The sequence below is a fragment of the Leptospira ainazelensis genome (assembly GCF_016918785.1).
Lineage (GTDB): Bacteria > Spirochaetota > Leptospiria > Leptospirales > Leptospiraceae > Leptospira > Leptospira ainazelensis.
This window is the reverse complement of record NZ_JAFFPT010000025.1, coordinates 85,597-100,934: the sequence shown is the minus strand read 5'-3', so window position 1 is coordinate 100,934 and position 15,338 is coordinate 85,597. Positions and strand designations below refer to the sequence as shown.

Annotated in this window: 11 protein-coding genes; 3 read left to right on the top strand and 8 right to left on the bottom strand. The window is 43.5% G+C overall.

Going from position 1 to position 15,338, the window contains the following annotated elements; translation table 11 throughout:
• Window positions 1–4 precede the first annotated feature (4 nt).
• From cobA to JWG44_RS06610, 8 genes are read right to left on the bottom strand one after another with little or no spacing between them, the layout of a single operon-like run.
• Entirely contained in the window at window positions 5–781 is a 777-nt protein-coding gene (cobA, locus tag JWG44_RS06645; RefSeq protein ID WP_205274175.1) for a uroporphyrinogen-III C-methyltransferase, read from the bottom strand.
• On the bottom strand, window positions 778–1,380 hold the full coding sequence (locus JWG44_RS06640) for a molybdenum cofactor guanylyltransferase (RefSeq protein ID WP_205274174.1): 603 nt from the start codon (window positions 1,378–1,380) through the stop codon (window positions 778–780). Before JWG44_RS06640 ends, cobA begins: the two co-directional genes overlap by 4 nt.
• Window positions 1,377–1,847: a molybdenum cofactor biosynthesis protein MoaE gene (locus tag JWG44_RS06635; protein ID WP_205274173.1), complete on the bottom strand. Its 471-nt coding sequence runs from the start codon at window positions 1,845–1,847 to the stop codon at window positions 1,377–1,379. The genes JWG44_RS06640 and JWG44_RS06635 overlap by 4 nt, the downstream gene beginning before the upstream one ends.
• Before the next feature lies 1 nt (window position 1,848).
• A complete protein-coding gene (locus JWG44_RS06630; protein WP_205274172.1) occupies window positions 1,849–2,091 on the bottom strand; it encodes a MoaD/ThiS family protein in 243 nt (80 codons plus the stop codon).
• 2 nt (window positions 2,092–2,093) lie between these two features.
• Entirely contained in the window at window positions 2,094–3,041 is a 948-nt protein-coding gene (locus JWG44_RS06625; protein ID WP_205274171.1) for a GTP 3',8-cyclase MoaA, read from the bottom strand.
• Between the two features lie 17 nt (window positions 3,042–3,058).
• On the bottom strand, window positions 3,059–3,427 hold the full coding sequence (gene nirD, locus JWG44_RS06620) for a nitrite reductase small subunit NirD (protein ID WP_205274170.1): 369 nt from the start codon (window positions 3,425–3,427) through the stop codon (window positions 3,059–3,061).
• Between the two features lie 17 nt (window positions 3,428–3,444).
• Entirely contained in the window at window positions 3,445–5,970 is a 2,526-nt protein-coding gene (gene nirB / locus JWG44_RS06615; protein WP_205274169.1) for a nitrite reductase large subunit NirB, read from the bottom strand.
• A 27-nt stretch (window positions 5,971–5,997) separates the two neighbouring features.
• Window positions 5,998–7,212 carry a nitrate/nitrite transporter gene (locus tag JWG44_RS06610; RefSeq protein WP_205274168.1) on the bottom strand — a complete coding sequence of 405 codons (1,215 nt, stop codon included), beginning with the start codon at window positions 7,210–7,212 and terminating at the stop codon, window positions 5,998–6,000.
• A 427-nt stretch (window positions 7,213–7,639) separates the two neighbouring features.
• On the opposite strand from JWG44_RS06610, the gene JWG44_RS06605 reads away from it, so the two are divergent.
• The 3 genes from JWG44_RS06605 (at window position 7,640) to JWG44_RS06595 (ending at window position 14,920) form a co-directional block, all read left to right on the top strand.
• Complete coding sequence (locus tag JWG44_RS06605) at window positions 7,640–11,170, top strand: molybdopterin-dependent oxidoreductase (protein WP_205274167.1); 3,531 nt, start codon at window positions 7,640–7,642, stop codon at window positions 11,168–11,170.
• Between the two features lie 159 nt (window positions 11,171–11,329).
• A complete protein-coding gene (locus JWG44_RS06600) occupies window positions 11,330–12,976 on the top strand; it encodes an alginate export family protein (RefSeq protein WP_332460779.1) in 1,647 nt (548 codons plus the stop codon).
• A 408-nt stretch (window positions 12,977–13,384) separates the two neighbouring features.
• A complete protein-coding gene (locus JWG44_RS06595) occupies window positions 13,385–14,920 on the top strand; it encodes a DEAD/DEAH box helicase (protein WP_205274166.1) in 1,536 nt (511 codons plus the stop codon).
• The last annotated feature ends 418 nt before the right edge of the window (window positions 14,921–15,338 follow it).

Sequence of the window (15,338 nt, the reverse complement as noted above, 5' to 3'; positions counted from 1 at the left end):
TGTCCTAACTGAGTGTATACGGACGGTGGATAAACGATCGAAGAGAATTCATTTCCAAATAAAAATGAACGATACTTCCTATGATCAATAGAGCCGGAGATCGCACTTCTTTTTCTTTCGCGATCGAAGAAATGTCACCCAAAGTACCGGTGATCATTCTTTGCGATTCCAAAGTTGCATTTTCGACGATCGCAACCGGGACCGTATCCGAATTTCCGCAAGAGATCAAATCATCCACAATCTCTTCTAAAGAATTCAAACCCATGTAAACTACGAGAGTTTTTCCGTCACAGGAAAGATTTTTAAAACTCTCAGAATTTTTTCCATTCTTTCCGTGTCCGGATAAATATAAAATTTCTTTCGAATATTCGCGATGAGTCAGAGGGAATCCGAGATGCGCCGCCGCCCCGGAAGCGGTCGTTATACCGGCAACAATCTCGCACTCGATCCCAAGCGACAAAAGAGATTCCACCTCTTCGCCTACTCTTCCAAAAACTGAAGGATCTCCGCCTTTCAGACGTACTACGACCTTGTACTGAAGAGCCATATCGGCGATCTTCCGATTGATTTCGGTTTGTTGACAACTGTGTTGTCCCAGTCTTTTTCCCACATAGATCAACTCTGTTTTTTTACGGCACATCCTCAAAATCCGTGAGGCCACGAGATCGTCATACAAAACTACGTCCGCTTGGCGAAGCACTTTGACCGCCTTTCTTGTCAGCAATTCCGGATCGCCCGGACCGGCGCCGACAAGATAAACTTTCCCGTATTTCGAAATCAATTTAAAATTCCCACCCCGGATAAGTCCGGAAGAGTATTATAATTTAAGAATGCTTTGAATCGTTCCTTCGGAACGTCCGATCCGATTCCTTCCGATCTTTCCAGAATATCTTTAGGAGAAGAATTAAAATCAGAATCGTTTAGTTTCCGAGCGACTTCGTTTAACAATTCGGAGGTATAAATCGCGGGAAAAGGTTCTATCATTCCATCAAGTTTCCAGAAATAACTCCTCTTTCCAGGATTCGTAGTGTATACTTTTAAAATTTCGGAGAATATCCAAGAATCGGGAGAAGGCATGTCACAGGCCAGAACCAAAAAATTTTCCGCAGGAAAACGAGCGTGAGCGGAAAGAATCCCGGACATCGGCCCGATATTTTCGTATAAATCTTCCGTAAATTCTCCATTTAAAATAACTTTTGAATACGCGGTTCGTTGTTCGGCCCGAATCGAAATCAAACAACCGTCGGTAAACGGCGACAACGTAAGAATTCTTTCATGAACCCAAAGTTTTCCCTCGGTTGAAAGCAAACCTTTGTCGCTTCCCATTCTGCTGGAATTTCCCCCGCACAAAACGAGTCCCTTTGGTTTTCGAGCCGTCATTGATTTACCTTCAATGGCGTATAACGTTCGTGTCCGATCGCCCCCGCCGCACAACCGGCGCAATTGAGAGTCCATTCGGAAGTTTGATCGGAATAGAATTCTTTTTTCCAGATCGGGACTTCGTGTTTTACACGATCGATAATATAACGGTTGGCCTCGTACGCTTCTTTTCGATGTGAGGAAGCGGTAATCACACAGACCGAAGATTCTTCCGGATAAACCGTTCCGGTCCTATGAACGCAGATCGCTTTTTTTAAATGAAAGGTTTGAGTCGCATCCTCTAAGATTTTTGCGATCATCGGTTCCGCCATAGGAGCGTAAGCCTCGTAGTATAGATGTACGACTTGTTTGTTTGAGTTTGCGGTGTCTCTCGGTTCTCCGCTGAATAATACAACCGCGCCGCAGGAAGGATCGTGCCCTTGAGAAAGTATCTTGTTTAGATCGATCGGTTCTTCTTGAAGATACATATCAGCCTCCGCTCAAAGGAGGAAGAATCAAAACGATTTCACCCTCCGTTACGATCCGATCGGCTCCGACCATTTTGTCCTGAACCGCCCAAAGGGACACCTCGAGAATTTGACTTGTCTCCGGCTTTTTCTTTCTCATCTCTTCCACCACGTCCAACACACGGACCGGCGATTCTAAATTTAATACGAAGTCGGATTGAAAGTGATCTTTTAGAATTCCGAACGTTTTTACCGCAACTTCCATCCTCAACCTCCGATCGCCATCATTGTAAGATCGCTTCCCTTAAAACGAACGTCCTGTTTTTGACGCAAAGCCAAGATAAGAATCTGTTCCATATCGATCCCCTGTTCTCTGAGCTTCGGCAAAGGGAAGCCGGTGGAAGAACTCAGACAACCGTAAAGACTTCCCTTACTGTCTAAACGAAGACGATCACAATCGCTACAAAAAGGGGCCGATTCGTTAGCGATGATACCGAAAGAATTTCCGTCTTCGGTATTCCAATAATTTGCGGTGGAAGAAACGTTTCGCGTCTGCGGAGTTAAATCGCCGTAACGTCCTTCGACACGAGCTAAGATTTCCTTTTGGGAAAAGATGGGGATCGTATCCGAATTTTGTAAATAACCCATCTTCATCAATTCCAAAAATCGCGGAAGAATTCCCTTATTCCAAGAATATTCAAGAATTGGAATGATCTGGTCCTCGTTTTTTCCCCTTACCAAAGTACAATTGATTCTTACTTTAAGTCCCGAATCGACGGCGGCATCGATGCCCTTTAACGTCTGTCTCAAAGCGGAACGTCGACTCATCGTCTGAAAAATTTCGGATGTCATCGCATCCAAAGAAACGTTGATCGAATCCAGACCCGCTTCTTTTAGATCCGATGCTTGTTTGAAAAGAATCGAACCGTTTGTAGTCAGAGAAATTTGCGGGATTCCTAAATTCTTCAATTCCCGAACGAGAACTTTCAAGTGAGGATAAAGAGTCGGCTCTCCTCCGGTAAGTCTTACCTTTTCTAAATTTAATAAACGATGAAGGTCTTGAACTATACAAACCCATTCATCGACTTCCAAGTAAGAATTCTTACGCAAAAGGCGAACGTCCTCATCCACACAATAGGTACAGGCGAAATTACAACGATCCAGAAGACTGATTCTTAGAGTTTGAAAACTCCTTCCAAAACCGTCGCGTATCATACAATACCTCTTCTAATTCATTCTTTCGCTACCAAGGAGGAATCCACTGCGAGAAAAACCATCCCACCTTCCACTTTTACAGGAAAGGTGCGAACCGAATATGAATCTCCAGAAATACATTCCCCCGTTTTTAGAGAGAAAGATCTCTTGTGCAAAGGACAAGCAACCTTAGGTTCTCCTTTCGAGTCCCCTGTGAGTCCTCTGGATAAGACCATGTCCCCCGTATGCGGACAGCGATTCTCACAAGCATACCACTCATCTCCTTGTTGGAAATGAAAAATTGCGATCTGTTCGTCGCCAACCTTGGCGCACGTTCCCCCATCTTGTGAGAATTCGGAAGCCGGGGCGATTTCGATCCAAATTTTTTCTTCAAACGCTGTTTCCATAAAAACCCTTTTCTTTCCTATCGAACTGAAACTTCTTCTTTTACCCAATCCACTGGACGGATCTGACCGCGCTCTTCGATAAACTGCACGTTCGAATCCGGTTGATCGCTGTTTACAAAGTGTCTGAATTTTTTTTGTTTTTCAGGATCGTCCACAACCGCTTTCCATTCGCAGCGGTAACTGTCGACGAGCGTTTGCATTTCCGATTCTAACTGTTCGTTGATTCCGAGACGATCGTTGATGATAACGTCTTTGAGATAATCGATTCCGCCTTCGAGTTGTTTCAGCCATGCCGCGGTTCGGGTCAACTTGTCGGCGGTGCGTATATAAAACATTAAGAATCGATCGATGTATTTGATACACGTGTCTTCGTCGATATCCGCCGCTAACAAGAGCGCGTGTTGAGGAGTGACTCCGCCGTTTCCCCCGACATAAAGATTCCATCCTTTTTCGGTCGCGATGATACCAAAGTCTTTGCTCTGAGCTTCGGCACATTCACGAATACAACCGGAAACGGCCGCCTTCAACTTATGAGGAGAACGAATCCCGCGATAACGTTCTTCGATACGAATCGCAAAAGACGTACTATCCTGAACTCCGTATCTGCACCAGGTCGAACCCACACAACTCTTTACGGTTCTCATCGCCTTTCCGTAAGCGTGTCCGCTTTCAAAACCGGCGTCCACAAGATCGCCCCATATTTCGGGAAGGTCTTCCATTCTTGCACCGAGAAGATCGATTCTTTGTCCTCCGGTGATCTTACAATAGAGGTTGAATTTTTTAGCGACTGCTCCGATTACGATGAGCTTTTCCGGAGTAATTTCACCGCCTGGAATTCTAGGAACAACGGAATAGGTTCCGCCTCTTTGAATGTTTGCTAAATATTTATCGTTTGTATCTTGGATCTCTCTGTGTTTTTTATGAACGATCGTTTCGTTCCATAAACTCGCGAGAATGGAAGCTACGGCAGGCTTACAAGTTTCACAACCCAATCCTTTTCCGCTGTTAGTCAGTACCTCTTCGAACGTTTTCAACTTTTTCACTTTGATCACTTGAAAGAGTTCTTGTCTGGAATAAGCGAAATGTTCGCAAAGATGTTCGGTTACTACTTTTCCGAGCGCCTTTAGTTCCCCTTTGAGAAGGGAGTTTACCTGCGGAGTACACCCGCCGCAACCGCTTCCTGCCTTCGTACATTCTTTCAAAGAACTCATCTCAAAACAGTCCTGATTTCGGATCGCGTTTAAGATGTCGCCTTTAGAAACGTTATTGCAAGAACAGATTTTCGCTTCGTCCGGCAAGGATCCGGCGCCAAACGACGATTCTGCGGAAACGGATCCGACGATGAGACTTTCCGGTTCTGCCGGAAGTTCGATCTTGTTGAGATAGAGCGCGAGAAGATTTCCGTAAGCGCTCGCGTCTCCAACTAGAATTCCGCCCAGCAGAGTTTTTCCGTCTTCGGAAACTACCAACTTTTTATAAATTCCAGTAAGCGGATTTTTGAATGCGATCGGTATATGCTTGGATTGCCCAAGAGCGTCTCCAAAAGAAGCGACGTCCACTCCGATCAGTTTTAACTTCGTGGAAAGATCGGAGCCTGAATATTGTTTAGAAGAATTTTCCGAATAACAAAGATTATGCGCTACGATCTCGGCCATCTCGTAACCCGGAGCAACAAGACCGTAGATCATACCGTTATGAAGCGCACATTCTCCGATGGAATAAATTCCCGGAACATTCGTTTCCAAAGAATCGTTCACAAGAATCCCGCCTCTTTCGCCCACGGAAATCCCCGAAAACTTTGCCAACTCGTCTCTCGGTCTTATACCCGCGGAAACGACAAGCATTTCAGTTTCTAAAACGGAACCGTCTTGGAATTCTAAACCCGCGATGGAAGAATCTCCGAACGCCCGTTTCGTATTTTTTTCAAGATGAATCAAAACTCCCAACTCTTCGATCTTTGATTTAAGAATCGAAGAAGCGGCCTCATCCAATTGGCGCGGCATCAAACGAGAAGAAAATTCGACGACGTCGGTTTTCAGATTCATATCGACGAGAGCCTTTGCGGCTTCCAGACCCAGCAATCCTCCGCCAAGGACCGTGGCTTTCCGAACGGATGCACCGAATTCTAAAATTTGTTCCAAATCCTCGATCGTGCGGTAAACAAAAACTCCCTTTTTATCGATGCCGTCAAAAGTGGGAACGAACGGCGCCGAACCGGTCGCTAAAACGAGTTTATCGAAATCATAAAAATCTCCAAAAGAAGTTTCTACTTTTTTGGAAGCGGTATCGATCGCTATTACCTTCTCTTTTAGATGTAAGTCGATTTTATTTTCCGAATACCAATTTTCTTTGGAAAGATAAAGCGGATCCACCGATCTATTAGTAAAATATTCGGAAAGATGAACTCGATCATAGGCGCGCCGAGGTTCCTCTCCGAATATTAGAATTTCATACTTTTCACTTCCACCAAACTCGATCAATTTTTCAGCGAGACGATGTCCCACCATCCCATTCCCAATAATAACTAATTTTTGTTTCGACATTTTTATTTTCTCCGAAGAATTTTTCGACTAAGCGGATTCCATTCCTAAGTCCGCTTCTTCGGGCGCCTTGCTCCAGACGTAGAAGTTCGTTGCATATAAGACTAACGCGGCAATGAGCACAAGAAAAGCTAATACGGTAAATCCCGTGGAATAAGTCCCCCAGGCCGACTTTAAGGAACCCAATAGATTCGGGACGACAAATCCTCCAAACCCGCCGAAAGCGCCCACAAAACCGGTAATAATACCGATATCCTTTTTAAAACGGGAAGGAACCAATTGAAAGACCGAGCCGTTCCCCAATCCCAAACAGAGCATAAGAAGAACAAACAAAGGTAAGATGATAATCAAAGGAGGAAGCGTTGAAATTCCAAAAAGAATCAGGGAAGCAACGATCAAAACGACTATCAAAACCGAAGCTCCTCCGAATCGATCGGAAAGATAACCTCCGAACGGACGAACCATACTCGCGCCTAGAATACAATAAGTCGTATAAAGTCCCGTTGTAACTTTGTCGGCTCCGTATTGATCGTAATAAAACATAGGAAGAAAACTCGCAAGTCCGACAAAACCGCCGAAGGTGATGCTGTAGAGGAAACTAAAAATCAAGGCATCGCCCGACTTGATAGGCGCAAGATATTCCAGTACGGTCTTACCGGAAGGTTTGATACTTTCTTCTTTGGCAAAAAAGAAAAAGAAAATAAATACAAGACCCATTGGAATCAGAGCCAATCCGAAAGCAGAATGCCAACCGTAACTGCGAGCGATATCGGGAGCGAATAAAGTTGCAAGAACGGAACCGCTGTTTCCGGCGCCCGCGATTCCCATTACCAAACCTTGATATTTTGCGGGATAACTTCTACTAGCCAGAGGAAGTGCGACTGCAAAACTGGAACCGGCAACACCGAGCAACAAACCGATCGCGTAAACTTCAGACATTGAATTTCCAAATTGCCAGCCTAAAACCAAAGGAACCATCGTAATCAGCATTCCGATTAGAGCGACCTTACGTGAACCGTAACGGTCGGACAATAAACCCATCGGAATTCGAAGTAAGGTTCCGCCTAACAACGGTATGGAGACCATAAGTCCCTTTTGAGCCGGGTTCAATTTGAACTCCTCGGCAAGAAAAACACCCAGGGCCGCCAAAAGCATCCAAACCATAAAACTGAAATCAAAGTAGAGAAAAGAGCTAAGTAAGGTTGGAAAGTGACCGGCGGACAAAAATTCTTTAAACTTTTTCATTTATAATTTTCCCTCTGTAAATCGAACTCCAATTGGGAGCGCTCAGCCTTTATAGAGCAAAAACCGTACCAGATTCTAGTTTTATTCAGAATTACCGTTTCTAAGCAATATACAAAGGCCAAACCGGGGTTTGAAAGAATCCTATCGTGCTCCTTTGCGGATAAAAACTGGGCATTGGAAAAATAAAACCTGCGTTATTCGCTGTTTATAAAATGAACATTCGGTACATTGTCTTATATATTTTTCAGTTTTACCATCGTTTGAGTAACGGGAATTCATTGTTTCAGTCATATTACAAAAGTTTGAAATCAGAGAATGAAGTGTTTTGTACAAAGATTTCCTCGTCTCCAGCACTGATTCTCCATTTACTTTTTTTATAAAAGAACACGTTCTCTGAATTGGTATCATTCTTGCATAATGGTAGGAAGTGAATCATTCAGAGACGTATTCTACCACCTGTTCTTATTGCGGCGTGGGATGTGGAGTGCTTGTACATAAACATTCGGATTTTGAATTAAAAGTCGAAGGAGATCCAAGTCATCCCGCAAATCGTGGTATGCTTTGTTCCAAAGGAATGAATTTAAATTATTCCGTAATGGATCGCTCCGATCGGTTAACCTATCCGATGATGCGAAACGATCGCTTTTCGCCGCAAATCAGAACCGATTGGGATTCGGCGCTCAACCGAGTTTCGGAAGAATTCAAAAGAATCATCCAGGAACACGGACCGGATTCGGTCGGCTTTTACGTTTCCGGTCAATTGTTAACCGAAGAATACTACGTAGTTAATAAATTAGCAAAAGGTTTTTTAGGAACCAATAATATAGATACGAATTCAAGACTTTGTATGAGTTCCGCCGTAGTCGGTTATAAGATGGCCCTTGGCGAAGATAGCGTTCCTATCAGTTATGAAGACATTGAATTGGCGGATTGTTTTTTAGTAGCAGGGGCAAACCCCGCATGGTGTCATCCGATTCTGTTTCGTAGAATCGAAGCTAGAAAACAATCCGATCCAAACGTAAAATTGATAGTAGTCGATCCGAGGAGAACCGAGAGTTGCGAAGAAGCCGATCTTCATCTTCAAATTCTTCCCGGAAGCGATATTCACCTCTTTCACGCGATTGCAAGAATTCTCATTGAACAAAATCGAATCAATTCCGAATTCTTAAAAAATCATACCGAAGGTTTTGAGGAATTAAAACAAAAAGTTTTTTCCGTAAGCGTGGAAGAATGTGCAAGAAGTTGTGACATTCCTTCCGAACAAATTTATAAAGCGGCGGACATTATCGGAAATTCGAAAGGTTTTCTATCCCTTTGGGCAATGGGACTCAATCAAAGCGTTATCGGAGTCAATAAAAATCTAGCTCTTCTCAATTTATCGCTTCTCACTGGTCAGATCGGCAAACCGGGAGCGGGACCGTTTTCGCTTACCGGACAACCGAATGCAATGGGCGGCCGTGAGGTCGGAGGCCTTTGTAATCTTCTTCCTGCTCATAGAAACCTAGCCGATCCGCAACACAGAGCTGACGTCGCTCAATTTTGGGGTGTAGATTCCATCCAAGAAAAACCCGGCTACAGCGCGACTGAAATGTTCGAACACCTTCGAAGCGGAAAGATGAAAGCGATTTGGATCATCTGCACCAATCCAACCGTAAGTCTTCCGGATGCTCGTCTTGTCGAGTCCGGACTTCGTTTAGCCGAGTTAGTCGTCGTTCAAGATATATCCAAAGATTCTTCAGCGATTCCTTTTGCGGATGTGATTCTTCCTGCGGCCGGTTGGGCTGAGAAACAAGGAACTATGACGAATTCGGATCGAAGAATCACGTATCTTCCAAAAATCATAGATCCTCCTGGAGAAGCAATGGCGGATACGTGGATCCTCAATCAATTTGCGATCAGAATGGGATTTCGCTCTTCCTTTGCCTTTCAAGACGAAAGTGAAGTTTTTGACGAACATTGTCGCTTAACAAAAGGAACTAACATCGATATCGCGGGACTCGACTATTCCATCTTAAAGGAAAGACGGTCGGTTCAATGGCCGTTTCCGACAAAAGATCACGGTGGCACCGCGCGTTTGTTTACGGATCATAAATTTTTCAGACCCAACGGTAAGGCAAAAATTCACGCAGTGGATCCGGAGGATTCTTCCGAAAAAGTAAATTCCGAATTTCCGCTGATCTTAACAACCGGAAGAATCAGAGATCAATGGCATACGATGACTCGAACGGGGAAGGTGCGTAAACTCAGCGAACATAGACGCGAACCCTATTTGGAAATTCATCCTAAAGATGCAAAGGTGAGAAAAATCATAGAAGGTTCGATCGTAGAAGTCGCAAACGTTAGAGGAAAAGTTCGTGTAAGAGCCAACATTACCGAAGACATCAAAGAAGGTGTTGTCTTTCTTCCGATGCACTGGGGAAAAAAACTCGGAAGAGACGATTCCCGTGCAAACAATCTCACAAGCGGAGCTTTTGATCCATTTTCAAAACAGCCCGGATTTAAGATTTCTGCGGTCAACGTTCATCTTTATCAAAAAGAAAAAGATAAAATTCTTATCATAGGCGGCGGTAACGGAACGCTCGCATTTTTAAAACACTTTCGCTCCTTGGACAGCAAAAGCGAAATCACGGTTCTTTGTAAGGAAAAAAATCCGTTTTACAATCGTATCCTTCTTCCTGATTTGATCAGCGGCGATAAAGAATTCGAAGATCTTATGGGAATCACCGAGGAAGAAATTCAATCTTGGAATTTTAAAATTCTTCCCGACACCGAAGTAGTTCAAATTCATCCCGAAGGAAAAATAGTCAGGGATTCCCAGGGAAACGTCCATTCTTACAATAAGCTGATTTTTGCCACCGGAAGTTCACCTAACGTTCCAAATACGATCAAAAAGGAAATGGAAGGGATTTTTTGTCTCCGCGCGAAAGAGGACGCGGAAAGAATCAAAGGTTTTTTTGTAAGAGATTCCCACGTTTTGATAGTCGGGGGCGGATTACTCGGTTTAGAAGTCGCGGCTGCATTAAAATCTCTGCATGTAAATGTTACGATTTTAGTCCGTACTGATAGGCTCATGTCCAAACAATTGGACACGATTGCTTCTGAAATTCTTAAAGAAGAAATCGAATCCAGAGGAATCGAAATCATCTTCGAAGCGGAAATTTCAAAGATCAAAGGAACCTCTAAGGTTCAAAACGTAAAACTCAGCAACGGCAAGATCATCGAACCGGATGGAATCGTCTTTGCAACGGGAACTTCTCCGAATCTTCAACTGGGATTATCGGCCGGTCTCGACTGCAAACAAGGAATTCTTGTAGATCCGTATCTTAGAACTTCCGATCCGGATATTTATGCGATTGGCGAAGTCGCGGAACATTCTTCCGGACTTTACGGTACGGTAGCTGCGACGGAGGATCAATCGAAAATCGCGGCTCATCACATCTACGGATATGCTTTCGATTTTTACAAAGGTTCGGTTCATTCCAACCTCCTCAAAATTCCGGAATTGGATTTGGTATCTCTTCGTCTGGCTGAAACTCCAATGAATCTTTCCGATGATGGCTCCGGCGAATACGAAGAGATCGTATTCTTAGATCGTAAAAAAAGAAAATATAAGAAATGTATTATAAACTCGGACAAGTTGGTCGGGGCGATCTTGATCGGCGACAAATCGAATCTGCAAGAATTTAGGGAATTGATAACAAGCGGAATCGAGCTCGGAGATAGAAGGGAACAACTTCTATCGGGAAACACAACTCCTAGAAAACCCGTTTTAGGCAAGTTAGTCTGCGCTTGTAACGGAGTTGGAGAAGGAAACCTTCTCGAAGAAATTCAAAATGGAATCAAAACAATCGACGAACTTGGAAAGATAACGGGGGCCGGAACCGGTTGCGGAAGTTGTCGTCCGGAAGTTTCCAAAATTCTAAAATCAAATTTAGTGAAAAGTGAAAGCGAAAAATGAATTTAAAAAAAATAAATCTAAAAAGGTCCGAAATTGAAACCTCACAAAACGAGAGCTGGAGCTCTTTTACTTTTATCGTTTACTTTACTTTTTTCAACGATCCAAGCGCAGGAAAAAATAGACACGATTCCGTCTAACGTTCAAAACAGCCCGACTCAAATTACGACTCAGCCGACTACCTCCGAAAAGTCCGAACCGATTCTTCCTAAGGAACCTAAAAAAGAATTACCTTGGTTTGAAACGATCAAATTCGGCGGTATGATTCGAATTCGCCCCGAAGCGAAGTATAATTATGATTTTGATAGATTCAAAAACGATAATGCTTCTTTTGTCGGCGCGAAAGCTCAGATCTGGCTGGAAAAAGATATTTCCGAAAAAACCAAAGTTCGGATCACCTTACAAGACACCGTCCTTTGGGGAGGTGAAAAGGCTTCGATCACCGGATTGGATACAGCAAACGACAATACGAGGCAGTCGGTCGGAATACGCGAGGCTTGGATAGAATCGAAGGAATTGATAGGCCCGATCACTCTCCAAGCGGGAAGGCAAATTCTAAAATACGGCGACGAAAGACTCGTCGGCTCCTTGGACTGGACGAACGTAGGACGTAGTTTTAACGGATTTCGTTTTAAACTAGATCAAGAATTTTTTTCCTCTCATGCATGGATCATGATCGTGGGTGAACAGGATTCCGATATCGCCGGAAACACAACTTCTTTGGGCAAAAAAAATTCATTCCCGGCTCAATACAACTGTCCCGCAAATACAAACACTCCTTGTAAACTTTCGGCCGACATTCCGAAACAACAACAAGGAGATTCTACTTTCACCGGATTTTACAATACGATCAAATTCTCCAAACACTTACATTTGGATGCGTATTACATCGGACTCTATAAAAAATGGCTTCCTCAAAATAACTCTGCGATTCTTTTGCTCGCAAATCCGGAAACGATTCCCCGAGATTCCAGATACGATCAACTTCACACGTTCGGATTCAGAGTTTCCAACAAAACTACAAAGGATAAAAAATCCGAAACTCCTCTTGATTTTTCATTCGAGTATTCGGTTCAAACGGGAAGGACCGGTTGGAACGTGACTCCTGGCTGGGATTCGCTAAACACGAACGCTGCCACAGTCGATCCCCTCACAGGACAGACTATTACAAAAAGCTTATACAGGGAAAGACAGGCTTACGACGCTTACGCTTTTGCACTGGATACCGGTTATACGATCGGATCTTTTCGGCTTGGTGCGGAATACAACGTCGCCAGCGGCGATCCGAATCGCAAAGACGGGAAAGCGGCGACATTTTCCAACTTATTTCATTCCAACCATATTTTTTACGGAGAAGCGGATCAAGTCAGTTGGGTCAACATGATCGGTAAGTCAGTCAATCTTACCTGGGACGGAGCTGAAAAAGGAAAATTAAGACTCGCCTATTGGATCGTGGACAAACAAAAACTTCAAGACGGTTGGTACGATATCGCAGGAACTCTCAAAGAAGGAGCAAGTACCGAATCCTTCGCAAACGATCGTTTTAAGAATCCATATCTGCAAAGTGAAAAAGGCGCCGAGTCACAAAGAGGCGTGGGCACGTTGGGGAAAAATTTATTCAGAGAAATCGATATGGTCTATACGCTCAAATACAAGGATATCATTTGGGCTTTGGGTTATAGTTGGATTTTTGCGGGCGACGCGGTTCGAGGAAAAGTGAACGATGATTCGATTTCTCCCGAATTTAGAAAAACAAGTTTCCTGCCTCAGGCGCAATTCGCATATCTTTCGATGACCGCTCAATTCTAAGTCGTTTTCGAAAATTCTTTCCTAAGAAATCCTTTCAATCATCTCTCGTTTCAAACAAATGAGCGATGATTCTTTCACCTTCGATTCTTTATATAAGAATTTTTGAAGCTTCTTAAAGGACATATTGCTCGATCCCGACTACAATCATCGTAAATTCGATATCGTTCTATTGAATGAATTCGAAAAATGAAATTCCATCCCTTGTTTTCTCCTTGTTAAAATAGGCCGTTTTAAAACTGTAGTTAATACAGCGTGTCTTATCTACGCAGAGACACAAAATATCTCCTGATTCCAGCCTTCCTCTCGTTTTAATTGGCTTTTTGATCTTCCGGATAGTTCATCTTGAAAATTCAAAGTATTAGAGGTTCCCGGAATATGGGATGATCCAATACTTTAAAAGGAACATCTATGAAGAAACTCAAGTTTAGCGAACTAAACTTATCCACCGAAATCCAAAATGCAATCGCAGAAATGGGCTTTGAGGAAGCCTCTCCGATCCAGTCGGACGCAATCCCAGTCATCTTAAAGGGAAAGGACATCATCGGACACGCACAAACAGGTACCGGTAAAACGGCGGCATTCGCAATTCCGACCATCGAAATGTTGGAAGTAAATTCTAAAAGTCTACAAGCTTTAATCCTTTGTCCGACGAGAGAACTCGTAATTCAAGTCAGCGAACAGTTTAGAAAACTGATGAAATACAAAGGTAACTTTGAAGTTGTTCCGATTTACGGCGGACAGGAAATCGACAGACAATTAAGAGCTTTGAGAAAAAATCCTCAGATCGTAATCGCAACTCCCGGAAGAATGATGGACCACATGAGACGCGGTTCTCTTCGTTTGGACGAAATCAAGATCGTAGTGTTGGACGAAGCGGACGAAATGTTGGATATGGGATTTAGAGATGATATGGAAATCATTTTAAAAGACACTCCAGCCGAACGCCAGACCATCATGTTCTCCGCAACTATGACCGACGACATTTTGAATATGATGAAACGTTTTCAAAAAAGTCCTCAGATCATAGACGTAACTCATCAAAAACTGAGCGCCCCGAAAATCGAACAAATCTATTTTGAAATTCAAGAAAGCGCAAAAGGCGAGGCGCTCGCGAGATTGATCGAACACAGAAACATCAAACTCGCTCTCGTTTTTTGTAACACAAAGGCCCAAGTCGATACGTTAGTCGAATTATTAAAATCACGCGGTTACTTTGCCGAAGGTCTTCACGGAGATCTAAACCAAAAACAAAGAGATAAGGTGATGAACGGCTTTCGCAACGGAACCATCGAGATCCTCGTCGCAACGGACGTTGCAGGAAGAGGAATCGACGTAAACAACGTGGAAGCGGTTTTCAATTATGATCTGCCGAGAGACGGCGAAGACTATGTTCACAGGATCGGAAGAACGGGAAGAGCCGGTAAAAAGGGAATCGCATTTTCCTTTATCGTTGGAAAACAAATCTACAATCTCAAAAAAATAGAACGCGCAAACGGCGTAAAAATAGAACCCGGAAAAATCCCTACGTTAGACGATCTTGAAGAAACCAAAATTCACTCCTATACTGCGAAGATCCGAGGTCTTGTCGACGCGGGACATTTGAGCGAATACGTAAACCAGGTAGAAAGATTGATGGGAACGGAATATACTGCTCTTGATATCGCTGCCGCTCTTTTTAAACTAACGATTCACAAAGAAAGCGGTACCTTTGACGCGAGCGTCAAGTTCGAGGCGGAGCAGCGTTTCGACGATAGAAAACCTTCTCGTAAATCCGGAGGTTACAATCGTGACAGAGGAGGTTATTCCGGAAGACCGAGCGGAGGTGGCGGCGCCGGCGGAGGCTCACGTTCCAAGTTCGGAGGAAGCAGTGGCAACGGAAGAAGCGGCGGCGGAGACCGAAGCAAAAAATCCGGTCCACCTCCCTATAAAGCGAAGAAAAAATAAGAATTTCTTAACTAGAAAAGACACTTTAAAAAACCTCGTCCTGCAAAGACGGGGTTTTTAATTTAGGAGTTCCTACAAAAGAAATCTTCTCTGATTTCAGATCGTAAAAAAACCACAATTCTCGGCGACCCCGAACTTCAAATCCGTAAATCAAACGTTTTCAGACGCATTTAGGATCTGTTCAAAACCTCGAAAAAAGAAAGAATCGAGTTGTATAAAATTCCAATCTAACTGTGAGAGTTCCCACAAATTACGTCTCATCGTTTTTTTCGGCAGTTCTAATGGTTCTTTTTTCATCCAAAATAGGTAAGAGTTCCCACATTTTAAGGATTTGGAACAAGCTCTTAGTTTGTCGGAACAAATAGATGAAACGAAAATTATCTTGAAATCCGAAATCGCATTTCCAAGACCGAAATTC